Annotated in this window: 13 protein-coding genes, 1 pseudogene and 1 riboswitch; of the genes and pseudogenes, 3 read left to right on the top strand and 11 right to left on the bottom strand. The window is 45.2% G+C overall.

The genetic code is table 11. The features are described 5' to 3' along the window. Window positions 1-63: 63 nt before the first annotated feature. The 3 genes from H0266_RS17040 to wrbA form a co-directional block, all read right to left on the bottom strand. Window positions 64-1,098: a zinc-binding dehydrogenase gene (locus H0266_RS17040; RefSeq protein ID WP_181473657.1), complete on the bottom strand. Its 1,035-nt coding sequence runs from the start codon at window positions 1,096-1,098 to the stop codon at window positions 64-66. A gap of 85 nt (window positions 1,099-1,183) precedes the next feature. Continuing rightward, window positions 1,184-2,830 carry a methyl-accepting chemotaxis protein gene (locus H0266_RS17035; protein ID WP_246364179.1) on the bottom strand — a complete coding sequence of 549 codons (1,647 nt, stop codon included), beginning with the start codon at window positions 2,828-2,830 and terminating at the stop codon, window positions 1,184-1,186. A gap of 89 nt (window positions 2,831-2,919) precedes the next feature. Further along, window positions 2,920-3,003, bottom strand: a riboswitch (cyclic di-GMP riboswitch). A 134-nt stretch (window positions 3,004-3,137) separates the two neighbouring features. Then, window positions 3,138-3,812, bottom strand: a complete 675-nt coding sequence (gene wrbA, locus H0266_RS17030) for an NAD(P)H:quinone oxidoreductase (RefSeq protein WP_181473656.1) — start codon at window positions 3,810-3,812, stop codon at window positions 3,138-3,140. A 235-nt stretch (window positions 3,813-4,047) separates the two neighbouring features. Here wrbA and ablB point away from each other — a divergent pair, with 235 nt between their 5' ends. After that, on the top strand, window positions 4,048-4,890 hold the full coding sequence (ablB, locus tag H0266_RS17025; protein WP_181473655.1) for a putative beta-lysine N-acetyltransferase: 843 nt from the start codon (window positions 4,048-4,050) through the stop codon (window positions 4,888-4,890). Window positions 4,891-4,928: 38 nt separating this feature from the next. Here the strand turns inward: ablB and H0266_RS17020 are convergent, their stop codons facing one another. Next, window positions 4,929-5,879: an MBL fold metallo-hydrolase gene (locus H0266_RS17020; protein ID WP_181473654.1), complete on the bottom strand. Its 951-nt coding sequence runs from the start codon at window positions 5,877-5,879 to the stop codon at window positions 4,929-4,931. A gap of 183 nt (window positions 5,880-6,062) precedes the next feature. On the opposite strand from H0266_RS17020, the gene H0266_RS17015 reads away from it, so the two are divergent. Beyond that, window positions 6,063-6,455, top strand: coding sequence for a hypothetical protein (locus H0266_RS17015; RefSeq protein ID WP_220127323.1), 393 nt, complete (start codon window positions 6,063-6,065; stop codon window positions 6,453-6,455). A 79-nt stretch (window positions 6,456-6,534) separates the two neighbouring features. Here the strand turns inward: H0266_RS17015 and cydC are convergent, their stop codons facing one another. The 5 genes from cydC to H0266_RS16990 all read right to left on the bottom strand — a co-directional run bounded on the left by cydC (window position 6,535) and on the right by H0266_RS16990 (window position 11,935). Further along, window positions 6,535-8,244 (bottom strand): thiol reductant ABC exporter subunit CydC, encoded by a 1,710-nt coding sequence (gene cydC, locus H0266_RS17010; protein WP_181473652.1) that lies wholly within the window; start codon window positions 8,242-8,244, stop codon window positions 6,535-6,537. After that, window positions 8,241-9,974, bottom strand: a complete 1,734-nt coding sequence (gene cydD / locus H0266_RS17005; protein ID WP_181473651.1) for a thiol reductant ABC exporter subunit CydD — start codon at window positions 9,972-9,974, stop codon at window positions 8,241-8,243. Before cydD ends, cydC begins: the two co-directional genes overlap by 4 nt. Before the next feature lie 226 nt (window positions 9,975-10,200). Further along, window positions 10,201-10,461, bottom strand: a complete 261-nt coding sequence (locus H0266_RS17000; protein ID WP_181473650.1) for a hypothetical protein — start codon at window positions 10,459-10,461, stop codon at window positions 10,201-10,203. Beyond that, on the bottom strand, window positions 10,454-11,134 hold the full coding sequence (locus H0266_RS16995) for an alpha/beta fold hydrolase (RefSeq protein ID WP_181473649.1): 681 nt from the start codon (window positions 11,132-11,134) through the stop codon (window positions 10,454-10,456). The genes H0266_RS17000 and H0266_RS16995 overlap by 8 nt, the downstream gene beginning before the upstream one ends. 279 nt (window positions 11,135-11,413) lie before the next feature. Beyond that, window positions 11,414-11,935, bottom strand: a complete 522-nt coding sequence (locus tag H0266_RS16990) for a P-loop NTPase family protein (RefSeq protein ID WP_181473648.1) — start codon at window positions 11,933-11,935, stop codon at window positions 11,414-11,416. A gap of 186 nt (window positions 11,936-12,121) precedes the next feature. Between H0266_RS16990 and H0266_RS16985 the strand changes: the two genes are divergently transcribed. Further along, on the top strand, window positions 12,122-12,844 hold the full coding sequence (locus tag H0266_RS16985) for a 3-ketoacyl-ACP reductase (protein ID WP_181473647.1): 723 nt from the start codon (window positions 12,122-12,124) through the stop codon (window positions 12,842-12,844). A gap of 118 nt (window positions 12,845-12,962) precedes the next feature. On the opposite strand, the gene H0266_RS16980 is transcribed toward H0266_RS16985, so the two are convergent. Together H0266_RS16980 and H0266_RS16975 are read right to left on the bottom strand one after the other, a co-directional pair. Next, window positions 12,963-13,721, bottom strand: a complete 759-nt coding sequence (locus H0266_RS16980; protein WP_181473646.1) for a class I SAM-dependent methyltransferase — start codon at window positions 13,719-13,721, stop codon at window positions 12,963-12,965. Then, a pseudogene (locus H0266_RS16975) lies at window positions 13,722-14,608 on the bottom strand (DUF4003 family protein). It abuts the gene before it with no gap. Window positions 14,609-14,736: the final 128 nt, after the last annotated feature.

Below are 14,736 nucleotides of genomic sequence, written 5' to 3'. Positions count from 1 at the left end.
TAGTTGAGACAAGTAAATAAAAGAAGAGCGTACCCCGTCTAGGTTACGCTCTTGCTCGTTGTCTTAAGGAAGTAACACAATTTTCCCGAGTTTCCCTGATTCCTTAAAGTATTTCTGCGCCTCTTGTGCTTGCTCAAGGTCAAAGGTTCGATCGATGATCGGCTTCACCTTGTGGTCGCGAACCGCGTCCATGAGTTTCGTAAAGTCTTGACGCGTTCCGAGCACAGACCCAAGCAAAGAAATATGCTTCAAGTACATTGTACGGAAGTCGAGTTCTGTGATTTGTCCTCCTGCAGAACCGGACGTACAGAACTTGCCTCCTTTTTTCAAGACGTTCAATGATGTATCAAAAAGAGCGTCACCAACAACATCAAGTACTGCATCAACCGGGCCGTTGTTCGCATCTAATATGTCTTGTTCCAAGGAGTCTGATCGGTAGGACAACACATGAGTGGCGCCTAGTTCTTTCATCCGTTCCTCCATGGACAAATCGCCGACGATTGCAATGACATTCGCTCCGAATACGTTGGCTGCAATTTGAACATTGAGGGACCCGACGCCTCCGTTCGCACCTGTCACCATGACCGTTTGACCTTCTTTAAGATCTAATTGCTCGACCATATGCCATCCAGTCAGCCCACTTACGGAGAACACCGCGCTCTCTTCATACGTAGGTAAAGCCATCGGTTCGCATAATTCGGCTGGCCAGACGACGTATTCTGCATATCCACCGTCATACTCAGATCCGATGAAACTCATATCTTCGGAAATATGTTCTTCGCCTTCCTTGCCACTAGACGTAAAGGGGAACAGAACAACCGCTTCACCAACCCGTGATTCATCTACACCTGAGCCAACCTCGACAATGTCTCCTGTGATATCAGACCCTGGTGTCCTTGGAAAGTGAACACCTTCAGGGCGCCAACCTGATTGTTCACCAGTGCCATAGGCCCCTTCCCTCATCCAGATTTCTGTATTGTTGATCGCACACGCTTTGACTTGAATCAATACTTCGTTTTCTTTCGGTTTAGGTTTGTCGATCTCTACAAGTTGAAGCTGGTCGACATCACCATAGCCCATTACTTGAACAGCTTTCATCGCTACCACTCCTCCTCTACCTTCTTATACCCAAAAGCTATGGAAGTTAGTAGTATTCGTCAAGTAAAGAGAATCCATGTTTATATTAATATTTAAATTTCCCGACTTCTGTCTGAAGGTCTTCCGCAAGCTTCGAAAGCTCACTCGAACTATTCGTCACTTCCTCCAAGGAGCTTGCAGATTGTTGGGCAGAGGCAGATGTTTGTTCGATGCCTGCCGCGGACTCTTCTGATACTGAAGCAATCTCTTCTACAGAGTTCGCCATAGTCTGACTATCCATTGTGACATTTTCTAAGTTCTCTGTGATACGTTGTATATCGCTCGCCATCGTTGTGACGGACTGTTTAATGTGAGAGAACGTCTTGTTCGTATCATTTATTTGCTGGGTACCTTGGCTGACCTCTTCATACCCCTTTTGCAAAGATTGAACGACTTCATTTGATTCCGTTTGAATGTTGTTCACAACCCCCGTGATATCTCCGACAGAGTGACTGACTTGTTCTGCGAGCTTACGAACTTCATCCGCAACGACAGCAAACCCTTTCCCGTGTTCACCCGCACGTGCAGCTTCAATTGCTGCATTCAATGCTAGAAGGTTGGTTTGCTCAGCAATGTCCTGAATCACTTGTACCATTTTAGATATTTCTTTCGATTGTGAATCCAGCCCCTGTACCTTAGCAACCGACTCCTTAACGATTGCATCAATGGTGTCCATTTGTTCAACAGACGTACGCATTGACGCACTGCCTTCCTCGGTCATATTCAGTACTTGTGTCGAAGCGTCCTGAACCGATTTCCCTCTTTCGTTTGCCTGCTCGATTTTATTTGCAAAATTCTTCATCAATTCAGTGAGTTCCATCGTTACATTCGCCTGTGATTCCGATCCTGACGCTAACTCTTGCATCGTTGTGGCAATTTGCTCACTACCCGTGCGGACCTCTGAAGACGATTGAGCGAGTTCCTCACTTTGAGAAGACAATTGTTCTGTTGCCATCGAAACATTACCAAGTAGATGTTTCAGGCTCTCTTTCATTTCTTGAACTGATACAGAAAGCCGGCCAATTTCATCTTGTCGATCTTGTTGCAAATCCACCGTTAAGTCTCCACTCGAAATTTCCTTCGCTTTCAATTGCAGTGTTTTAATCGGATTTGTGATACCTCTTGCTACAAGAAGAGAAATCATAACCGAGATCAGAATGACGACCGCTAATGAAATCATAATCGGGTAAATAATCGGAAAGGCATCTGCCTCGAGTTCAGACAAATAAACTGTCCCTATGAAGATCCAACCCGTTTGTTCATTTATTGTAAAACCCAGCGTTTTCTCTTGGCCTTCGAAGCCATAACGTACCGTACCTGAACGTTCACCATGAGCCATGATTTTTTGATAGTACTCGGACTCTGTAATATCTTCATTTATGTAATTCTCATCTGGGTGATAAACAAATGCTCCCGAGTCACTGATGATGGCAGCATAACCTGTTTCACCTATCTCGACGTTTTCTGTAACGGCAACGAGTCCATCTTTACTCACCCCGTTATTCATAGCGTCGTTGATAATCTTCGTTTGTTCTTCTACACTTTCCACCAACTTCTCTGTTGTAAGCGATACACTATAAAGATAGCTGACTACCCCAATCACGATCGTTGACACTAGAATCAAAGTGAGAAAAGGAATTAATATTTGTCGCTTTAAGCTTTTCGTAAATATCGCACTCCATTTGTTTTTCATTTGATCACTCCCCTTTACTTGGAATCGTTCCCATAATCGAATAACCCACGACATAAAAAAACACGCTTACGATAAGCGTGGCTTCTACAAAAAGCGGCCCGGCTACCTTTGCATCATGCTTTAGGTCCGAAACTTTGCGTCCTTACCTTTCGATAAGTTTGCCCACGATTTATACGATTGGAACTACTACTTTAAACCTATATCAATATAACATAGGTGATGAGAATATGAAATTTTCTGCCTATAATCAACAGGAACGATTTTGAAAAAAAAGCCCAAGGCACAAAACCTTGGGCTCAAGAAAGAATTATTTATTGATCGTTTCCGTCACATCCACCGTGCGTTTAGCTTGGTGTTTGACTGCTTTTTCGACATCCTCCTGCATCTTGCCATCTTCCCCTACCGTTACGCTTGTTCCGTATGGGTTTCCGCCTGCTTCAAAGGTGACCGGATCGCTATAACCCGGGGCAGCGATGACGGCTCCCCAGTGGAACATCGTCGTATATAAGGATAGAAGAGTTTTCTCTTGTCCTCCATGCTTGTTACTTGCAGACGTCATCGCACTTACGACTTTGTTCACTAATTTTCCGTTAAACCACAGTGCGCCAGTAGAATCAAGAAACTGCTTGACCTGTCCCGGAACGTTGCCGAACCTGGACGGCACGCTGAAGATGATCCCATCTGCCCACTCTAAATCCTCGAGCGTAACTTCAGGCACTTCCTTCGTAGCTTCCAAATGTTCTTTCCAAGCGGGATTCTGATCAATCGCTTCTTGTGGTGCCAATTCTGGAATCTTCAGTACTTTCACATCCGCTCCAGCTTCCTTCGCACCTTCTGCAGCCCATTGGGACAATTGATAATTCGTTCCAGTTGAACTGTAATAGATAATGGCTATTTTCGTTTTGGGGCGTTGTTCCTCTTGCGCTTCTTGACTTGCTTCTTCTTTTTTTGATTTACCGAATAGCTTATCTAAAAAACCCATTCCGCCACCGCCTCTCTTTTTTTAACCGTTGAATATAATATCTACTGGAGTATTTCCCTAAGTAGACATCCTTAATCATTTATTTTTAAATAAATATTCTTTAATTAAAGATAATGAGTAATATGGAGGATAATGTCGAAGAGTTTCTCTACAAACATAGCACTACTCTGTTGTAAAATAGATGAGGATAGTCAATGAGTAAAGAATTCAACGAATAATAGGGAGAGAGTAATTTATGGTATCGAACCAATCGTTTTCTGTGACTGCACTTATGGAGAAAGAAGACTTTCATATCGAACCGATCAGCCGTCGCATCAAGGTGTACGAGCTTCCTGATGAAATCAGCGAGTCGTATATGAAGGGACTACATGCCGTTGCAGAAGAGATGGATTGTGACAAGATTATCGTTTACGTACAAACAGGAAGTGATGCGGAAACGACCGTAAAAGACTTTTCGTTCCAACAAGAAGCAGAAATCAAAGGATTCTTTAACGGAAAAGATGCAACGATTTATGCAAGTTTTCTGGATCAATCGAGAAACCTTCCGGACCCTGAGAATGTCATCTCAGATGTAAAAGCGATGAATGTAGCAGAATGTAAAAAGCGCAAGCTACAAGAGGGATACTCCATGATTTGGGGAACCGAAGAACATGCAGAAGAAATGGCGGCTTTCTATGCCTCCGTGTTCGATCAGTACCCAACTCCAATCCATGACCCGGAATATATCGTGCAAATGATGAGAGATGACGTTTATTTCTCTCTCATTTATCACGAAGGAGAACTTGTGAGTGCTTGTTCAGCAGACCTCTTCACAGATTTCAATGCAGCAGAATTCACCGATTGTGCCACACTCTCCTCACAAAGAGGAAAAGGCCTTTTGTCTATTCAATATCCGATGTTAGAAAAGAAGATGAGAGAACTCGGCGTTCACACGATGTTTTCTTACACAAGAGCTATTTCCATGGGGATGAACATCGTGGCGGCTCAACAAGGGTTCTCATACGGAGGATGCATGGTGCAAAACAGTACCATTGCGACAGGACTCGAGGATATGAATATTTGGTACAAAGCCTTATAAGGAAAACGAACGCCTTTTGTGGGCGTTCGTTTTTTTCTTCATGCTTGTGATGACTGATTACTCGGGGAAGATTGTTTCGCCTGCTTTTGTAAATAGTCACCTATCCCCATAGCACAAACACTCATATCGAGTTTCAAAATTTCATAGACGGGATGATCACTTGGGATGTTGTGGTCCTCTAAATAGGAGGTGACGCGGGTCAGGAGACGACGTTCAATCTCTTGTAGACTATTGCCTGTTTTCGCTTCTTCAACAAAGATGGGAATCCACTCGCTCACTTGTTCGAGAGCCACTCCAGGCTGTTCAGATACTCCGAAATGTCCAAAGAACAAACGCTCAGGATGGATTGTCCTAAACCGTTCGATCGACTGCTGCATCGCTTCTGGATCGAACTGATTCGGGGATGTCGTGGGTAGATAGAACGTCAGCCCATAATCTTCAGTCTGATGGTACCGAATGCCAGCGGTGTCCCCGATAAATAATCCTTGGCTCAACGAGTCATGGATAGCAATATGGTGCTTCGCATGACCTGGGGTATCGTAAAAAGTCAACGTCCGATCCGCTCCGATCGACAGCCTCTCCCCATCAGATACAGCGGATAAACTTTCTTCATCAATCGGAATGATCGGTGCAAATAATTCGTCGAAATGGTCGCCATACACCATACGGGCCCCCGCTTCTAGCCTTGATGGATTAGCCAAATGACGCAATCCCTTCTTATGCACATATACAGTAGCGTTTGGGCATTCTCTTATAAGCAATCCAGCCCCACCAGCATGATCGAGATGGATGTGTGTAAGGATCACATTTTCGATTTCCTGCGGTGAAATCCCGAGCGATTCGAGCCCTTTCAGTACGTGTGGCACGGATGGACTAGGACCCGTTTCGATGAGCGTCGTATGCTCGTCTTGAAGCAAATATGTACCTGTCCGCCCTTTGAACCCCATGTCATACCCATCTATAAGATGAACCCCGTCTGCAACCTTCATCTAATCGCCTCCCTAGTTTTACATTCAGTTTACTAAAAACCGGGCAAAAATGATACCGCTTACATAGAGAGCTCGTTTCTATTTTTCATTGAATCATCAAAAATAAATATATTGGCTGGGGTGGTGAACTGTTTCCCCTTACCTCCCAAACCACTTTTTGAAAACGAATCATACAAAAATTTCTTGTCACAAAGTAAGAACTGGGTGAATATCATGGTTTGTGAGGAGTTGATGACAATGACAGACGATCGCAACATGTATAACCAAACCCAAAATCCGTCTCATAGTCAGTGCCAGGAACACAAGAATTACTATGTGCTGATTCAACTGAACGACGGGCGTCAACTGGATGGGATCATCACCGATGTGACCAAAGACCAGATTGAGATGTTAGTCAGCGAATCTGCAGACGACTCAGAACAGCGCCAATTTGGAGGACGTTATGGCTATCGACGCTATCGCCGGAACTTCTTCCCGATTGCGGGGCTCGCTTCCCTAGCTTTGCTTCCATTCATCCGTCCCTATCCGTACTATAACCCTTACTACTATAATCCATATTACTACCCGTATTATTAAGACGTTACCTGCCATTCTCCAACATCTTATCTCATTAAATAACCACCTCCCATGCGAAGGCACGGAAGGTGGTTTCTTTTTATCCAAATACACTTTTCTCTATTTGCTTCATTTGATAGAAATAGCCTTGTTTAGTCATCAGTTGATCATAGGTACCTGTTTCTACAACAGCCCCTTCTTCCATTACGATAATTTGATCCATTCGGTCAAGTCCCGTCAGGCGGTGGCTGATCAAGACGAGCGTATCTTCTTTTGCTTCTTCAAATAAATGATGGTAGATGTCGCGTTCTGTCAGGGCATCGATGGATGAAGTGGGTTCATCGAGCATCCATAGACGCTCTCCTCTAAGCATCGCACGAGCAATGGCCAAGCGTTGCTTCTCACCACCCGAAAGGTTCTCCCCTTTTTCAAACACTTCATCATCGAGAGTGAAAGCTGATAATTGTGCTTGTTCTAAGGCTCTTGCCATCTCTTGATCTGATAGTCCTTCTTTAGCAAGTGACAAGTTGTCCCGTATCGTTCCAAAGAAAAAGTGGGTTTCCTGCAAGACAACATTGGCATGCGCCCACAAGCTTTCCTGATCGAGCGATGCTATTGGCTTGCCGTCGATACGAATATCCCCGTCGGTTGCCGGTTGAACTTTTAGAAGCAACTGCATAAGGGTCGATTTCCCTGAGCCACTCGGACCGACAATGGCGGTTTTCGAGCCAGGTGATAAGTCGATGGTCACCTGACGTAATGAGTCCCTTTTTTCATCAGGATAATGGAAACTCACCTTGTCCAATTGAAAACCATAAGGAGTCTCGCCTGAAAGGGGAGCAGCGCCTTGGTCACCCTCAACGCCTTCGACGACATTGAACAGACGCTTCGAAGCTCGCCTGCTATCATCGAAGTGGCTCGGAAGAACAGCCATCGGCGCGGCATTTTCAAAAACCGTCAAACTGATCATGACGAGCATGGCGAGAAACAACCCGTTCAAGTCCCCCTCACTGACGAGGAACGCACCGAGCCCTGTCACAACCCAAGAAATCATCAATGTAGCGAACGTATTCATTGACTGGCTGTACACGCGTTGTTTGCCTTGTTTTTCTTGCTCACGTACATACGTCTCAGAAGATCCTTCTAGCTCCAGTTCTTTCCCCTCAAGCTGCTGATAGATTTTCAAGTCTCTAAAACCATAAAGAAATTCGGTTACGTCCGTCGATAGTTCGCCGCGTGCCTCTCTAACACGATTCTCGATTTTCCGCTGTCGTAGCGCAAACAAAAATGGAATGAGAAATCCCGTCAGTAGGAGCCCGACAAGCAACACGACAGCTATGCCAAGCGAGAAGATTGTCGTAAACGCAATGGTCGCAAGAAAGATGATCACCATGACGACCGGCGGATAGTAGACGCGTAGAAAGAAGTTTTGAAGACTCTCCACATCTCCTACAATTCGTGCCAACAAATCCCCGCTTCGGTAACGCTGAAAAAGGCGCGGTGCATGCGGCTCTAATTTTTCATAAAATGCGAGTCGAATGTTCGAAAGCATCGTGAATGTCGCACGGTGCGAGAAGTAACGCTCGGCATAGCGGCCAAGGGCTCTCACAAATCCGAACAGTTTCAGGAAGGCAATCAATACCGTCAGTGCATACAAAGGCGGAACGAGCGCGGCTCTTGAAATCAAATAGCCACTCGATCCAAATAAACCTACAGCGGCAATGCCTGCTAGAAAGCCGAAGAAAATCGACAGGAGGATATCCTTTTTCTCTAGTGTCACAATCTTCAAGATGGACGTTAATTCCTTCATGCCGTATCCCCTCCTTGCTGCACATCGACCATTTGTCTGTATTCCTCTGCACGCTCGAGTAATTCTTCATGCTTGCCTGCTGCGACTAATCTCCCATTGTCTAAGAAAAGAATGTGATCAGCCTTCCGGATGGTGTGCAGACGGTGTGCGACCGTAATCACCGTAGACGTTTGTGAGAGTTCCTCAATCGAAGACTGCAGGATTTGTTCTGTTCTTAAATCAAGCCCTGTCGTCGGCTCGTCAAATAGAATGACAGATGGTTGCTTCAGAAACGCGCGTGCAATGGCCAGCCGCTGCTTTTCGCCTCCTGACAGCCCACGCCCTGCCTCTCCGATCGGCGTGTCATATCCCTGTTCCAAGGATTCGATCAGTTCACTGATTCCTGCTTTCTTCGCCGCTTGCTCCACTTCTTCGCGTGTATGGTCACCGCGACCACCAATCGCAATATTATCTTCGATGGTCCCCGCAAACAGATAAGGATTTTGTGAAATATAGCTTAGCTGCTTGAACCATTCTCTTTCTTGATAATCATTGAGCGGACGCCCGTTCACCTTTACGCTTCCTTCTGACGGTCGCATCAGTCCTGCAATCAAATTCAACAGCGTAGACTTGCCCGAACCACTTCGTCCGACAATTGCCACTTGGCTTTTCGATGGAATCAGGGCTTGTACATCATTCAATTGAAAATCATGGCCACTGTCATAGCTGAAAGTGACCCCGTCCAAGTTCAATTCAGGTGGCTGTTGAACTGCCAGCTCCTGCTCGCCCCACTCCATCGATTGCTCCTCTTTCTCTAATTCTTCTGCTAGTTGATTCGCTGCACCAGAACTCCCTCTACCGGTATGAAAGGCACTTCCGAAGTCTTTCAGCGTCAGATAAAATTCTGGAGCAAGCACAAGAATGAAGAACGCTGAAAAGAAAGGAATGCTCTCATATACGACAAGACGGATTGCAATTTCAAGTGCAATAATCCCGATACTGAGCATGGAAATGAACTCCAACATTAAGGAGGAAATAAAGGCGACCTTCAACACATCCATCGTCGCATCCCGAAAACCTAAACTGCTCTCTTCAATGACATCTCGCTGCCTCTTCGACTTGCCGAACAGCTTAAGTGTCGTAAGTCCCTGCAAGGTATCCAGGAAACGTCCGGAGAATGCGGACATCTTCTCCATTTGTTCTTCCGATTTCTTCTTTGTCATCACTCCGACAATCGCCATGAAAAAAGGAATAAATGGAGCCGTGATCAGCATAATGATGCCCGACGTCACGTGCTGGGTGAACACGACGACTAAAATCATAATCGGTACGATGGCTGTCGATATCATTTGGGGTACATACTGACTGAAATAGCCGTCCACCTCATCGACAGCATCCATCAATACACTGACTTTTCTCCCTGACTGCCCTTGTAGGGAGGCCTGAACTGGGTTGCGTGAGAATTTATTTAAGATCCGTTCTCTGAATTGCTTCTTCGCATATGCCGCCATGGAGACGCCCGTCCGACCGTGAAGCCATGTGAACAAAGCCCGTCCCGAAAGCACTGCGAATAGCCCCAGTAGAAGCGGTATAATATCTTGGAACGATTGGTTATCGAGAAACACACGCTTCACGATCGCCACGAAAAAATACGACTGTCCAATAATCGTCGCCCCGATCAACACAGAAGCGAACGTCAATAGAAAGATCGCTTTTCTCTGTCCAAACGCAATCTGACTTAGATGCTTCATAAAGTCATATCTCCTCACCTATATTGTGAATAAATTCACATGATGCTTCTATTATAATAGAACAGGCTATAAATTTCTAAAGATTGATTCAGATATTTTATGACAATTTAGTTTCATTTTTACCTATATACCCTTTAGGCATACAGGATATCAGGGTTTGATAAAACAATGTGTGTAAATGAAAGAAGCTTTCTTCCAGATTTGTCTGAAAGAAAGCTTCTTTGACTTAATGTCTTTCTGTTTTTTGCTTCTGATATCTCCTCTCCATCAACCACCACATCAGACCACTGTAAATGATTCCGAAAATGATGGCATTAATGATCTCGACTCGCAAGCGCTCCTCTGTACCGGTGACGGCATTATAGAGCAGGTTGACCCCTAGGTAGATCGGCATCATGAGTAAAACCCCGTACACAAGGAAGAATCGCCACTTCCCCTTTTTCCTGATGTCTTCCCACTGAAGAAGCTGTTTCTTACGATTAAACATGGAGCTGCAACCAACCTTCTACGTTTCTATTAAATACTTGAGGTGAATCCATATTGGCTGTGTGCCCTGCGCCGGGGATCACCCCTACGCTTATCTCATCATTCAGTTGTTTCAAATAGGTCGTCGCTTCTACTTCGTGTCGTTCTTGATCACCATTCAAGAGAAGAATGTTCTCTACTTGGAGGAGTTGTTGGTCTGATATCGCAGGATACTCAAAAGTCATCATGTAAAGCACACTCCGAAGAGTCTGTTTCCATTTTTCCCCGTGCAAATTTTCAAAGTGATCGGCTGTATCAGGAGCATGGTTTTCTATATGTAAAAATTGATCATACTGCTTTTCCATCAGCGGTTGTAAATAATCCGGTACAAAGGGAATGTAGCCCGTTAACACTACCCCTTTGACTAAGCTCGGAAAGCGGATAGCAGTATGAATTGCCAGCGATGCTCCTAATGAAAGGCCGAGAATGAATCCTGCTCCATGCTCTTCTATGTAATCTCTCAACCATTCTAGTGTCTGTTGGAAGTAATCGTTCTCGTATTGTGTTCCATTCGTCCCGTGTCCTGGTAAATCAAGAGCAACCACTTCATATTTTTCATTGAAATATTCGATTTGCTGATTGAAATGGGTCTCTCCTGTCCCCATAAATCCGTGTACCATATAAAGTTTCTCCAAAAGAATTCCTCCTTATATTGAATGCTTGGACCTCCATAAATGAGAGAGGTGGGTGTCCCGAAAAATTGTGACCTATGTCCGAATAAGCTGAGAAGATGTCCGATAACATGCGTCCTTTGTCCGAATTAACGGTGAATGTCCGAAATGATACGTCTCTTGTCCGAATTAGAGGAGTGGATGTCCGAAATCTCACATTACTTGTCCGAATGGCTCATGTAAATGTCCGAAATAGAACCCTGTTTTATCTAAACGCACCCTCAAGGCTCAGCGCTCCAACTTTCAAGCCTTCAATGATTCTAAAAACCTTGCAACATCCTCACGACTCCGCAACAAAACAATCTCTTTCGTTATATCCTCCTGTTGAAAAGCACGAAACCGCTCCCGCATTCTTTTCTTGCGACGATGGTAGGTGGTTACAATAAATTTCAGAAACTCGTAATCCAACTTCTCCTCACACCCTTCGCCCATATCCTCTCTCGTCTGCCCACGGTTGTGCCACCATCGATTGATGACACGATACAAGCAAATGTATAGAGGCAGCTCAACATATACGATCGTATCCGCACGCTTGGCACGAAGATCATAGGTACCTGAGTAGTTCCCTTCTATAATCCAAGCGTCTCGCTGCACCACCTCTTGTTGTTTGGCTGCAAACTCCTCTTGGGTTGATTCGATCCATCCCGGCTTCCAAAACATTCGGTCCAAGTGGAACACGTCGAGCCCCAGTGATTCCCCCATTTGTCTCGCCAATGTAGATTTTCCAGTACCAGCCGATACACCTAACACCATAATACGTTTCATAAGCAAACCCCCTCCATTACTTCGGTATTCGTTGAAAGACTTACCTAAAAAAGGCATTTGTATCTATCATAATGAATGAATCCCACCAAATCCAACATTTTTCCAGTTAGCCTTATGAAACCCAGCGTATATCGTTTGATTCCCTCCCCCCTACCCTCTACACTTACGATAGAAAGGGTGATCCATATGGGACAGAACATTCAAGGTAAAACCGCTTATATCACAGGGGCAGGTCGCGGAATCGGAAAAGCGACCGCGCTCGAGCTAGCCCGTGAAGGCGTTCACGTTGGGTTGATGGCACGCACGGAAAGCAGCCTTCAAGAAGTGGCGGAAGAGGCAAGGGCACTTGGTGTACAAGCAAGCGTTGCCGCCGTCGATATTTCTGATCTCTCATCCGTGGAAGCAGCCGTGGCGAAGCTTGAAAACGACCTCGGTCCAACTGATATTTTGATCAATAACGCAGGCATCGGCTTTTACGGATCGATGTTAGAAGCGAATCCGGATGAATGGAAGAAAACCTTCGAGGTCAATGTGTTTGGAACGTATCATGTCACGCGTACCGTTTTGCCACAATTGATTGAGAAAAACCGTGGCGACATCCTCAACATCTCTTCTAGTAATGGCTTGAAGGGAACGGCAGGAAGTACAGCGTATAGCGGAACAAAATTCGCGGTCCAAGGTATGACCGAAGCGCTCATGCAGGAAGTCCGCCGCAACAATATCCGTGTGATGACATTGAACCCGAGTCTTGTCGCAACAGAGCTTGCCTTCGGTGATGAATTGGATGATCAGGACAAAGAGAAATTCATGCAGCCTGAAGATATGGCGGAATATATGGTTTCCACATTGAAACTTCATCAACGTATATTCATCAAGCAATCGCTTCAATGGGCGACGAATCCATTTTAAGAGAAAAGGCTGCTCCGGGATGGGGCAGCCTTCATTTATTAATCCAGATCCTTTTAAGGTTTTATGTAATCTAAACAATTCACAAAAAACCTTTTGCTATATAATACTTTTTGAATAGCTATACTTTAACAGAACTAATGAAAAATCGATGCTGTTTCGCTTCAAAATAACCATGCTTTTCTATATGGTGATGAACGTCAAGAAGCTGCTCTTTGTACCCTTCCACCGTAAAGTCCGGCACTTGCCAAGGAATCGCCTTCAAATAATACAAAAGCGCTCCGACATCATAGAACCGTTGAACAGGAAACTCCTCTTTTGCTTCTTTCACGCGGAAGCCTGTCTGCCGAAGACCGTGAACAGCCGCTTCCAAACTCCAATTCTCGTACACATTCTCAGGAGAACCGAAAGCTTCATTGATCTGTCTGCAATCATAGCCGCCCACCTGCTGCGTGATGAATGTTCCCCCTGGTTGAAGAATCCGGTGAACCTCGTAAGCGGAGAACGATTCGTGCTTATTCATGATCACATCAAATTCGTCGTCTTCAAATGGAAGCTTCGAGTCCTCTTTGATCGCTGCCACCCGCACACCGAGTGGTTCAAGTCGTTCTTTTGCCAGCGGAATATTCGGCTCGTACCCTTCTGTTGCTGCCACTTTTTCCGGCAAAGGAAGAAGCTTCGATAACAATTCGCCACCACCTGTCCCCATATCAAGCAACGAGTCCGCTCGTCTTACATAAGGCAGTACCTGGCTTCCATACGACCAAGATAAAGCCCCGCTCTGAATCCGTCCCGTTTCACTTACGAAGGAAAAATCCCAGCCACTAAAGGTTTCTTCGAAGTCTTTCACATATTGGTCAAACGTTTGATTAACTGTCATTCAGGCTCCTCCTCCATCAGCTGCAGCGACCGCACCAATCGATCCAGCCATAATCGCTGTTTGCTGTGCTTGCATGATGACTTCCATACTTGTAAATAACCCGGCCTCCGCTACGGCATGCTCACTGAGGGCTTCACTCACGACGAGTTGCACCGCTAATTTATAGTTCAAGTCTTTATGCCAACGATACTTCTTCTGCTTATTTAATTTATCCCGAATCACGCGGACCTCGTCCACCGACTTACGGGACCCTTCTACTAAGGCGAGAATTCCGACATCTGGATAGTGCATCGTCTTCGGTTTCATGGACGCTCTTTTCAATTCATCGAAGACGCCAAAAGTTCGCTCGATCAGTAAAGAAGAATCGTGTTCTGTATCCAACGAAAGCATCTGACTGAGAAACTGCAGGTTGTTGCCATTCCAAAACCTGTTCTTGCTCAATTGACGATAGAAAGTTTCCATCCGTTCAATCAGATCATCCACTTCGCCTTCCTGCTGAGACAAAATCACAGCGAGCGGATAATCGTCTTTTGACGTAATGAACGGATGCTCCCCTTTCATTCGCCCATAAATCGTAAGCGAACGTTGGATGGCGGCATCATGGTCGCCTTCATCATTTTTTTGTTGAAGCAAAGCAAGTGCCGCAATATACGTGAAATTGTTCCGCTTGAATCCTTTCTCAATCATGCGATCATACAAATCACTGTATTGATGAAACACCTCTTTCGGATTATCAAATCGTGTGTCCAACCAAGCCGCTACTGTAAAACGAATCGTCTGACGTAAATAGGAGAACACCCCTGGTCATTTTTTATGTACTCGCACAGCTGGTAGTATCGTTCAGCGTCAAACGCCTTGTCGTTCACCACATAAACAGAAGCCGCCATCATGAGGATGCGGTCATCCGTCCATTTATTTTTCTCATTCATCGCTGAAAATATATCCATCATCTGCTCTGTTTTCTGTTGCAACATCATCCGATCACGCTCCCTTTCCTCTATTTACGGAATAATCA

It is taken from the genome of Halobacillus locisalis (genome assembly GCF_013694105.1).
Lineage (GTDB): Bacteria > Bacillota > Bacilli > Bacillales > Halobacillaceae > Halobacillus > Halobacillus locisalis.
Note: the sequence above shows the minus strand (reverse complement) of the source record. Positions and strands in the feature narration are given on the sequence as shown.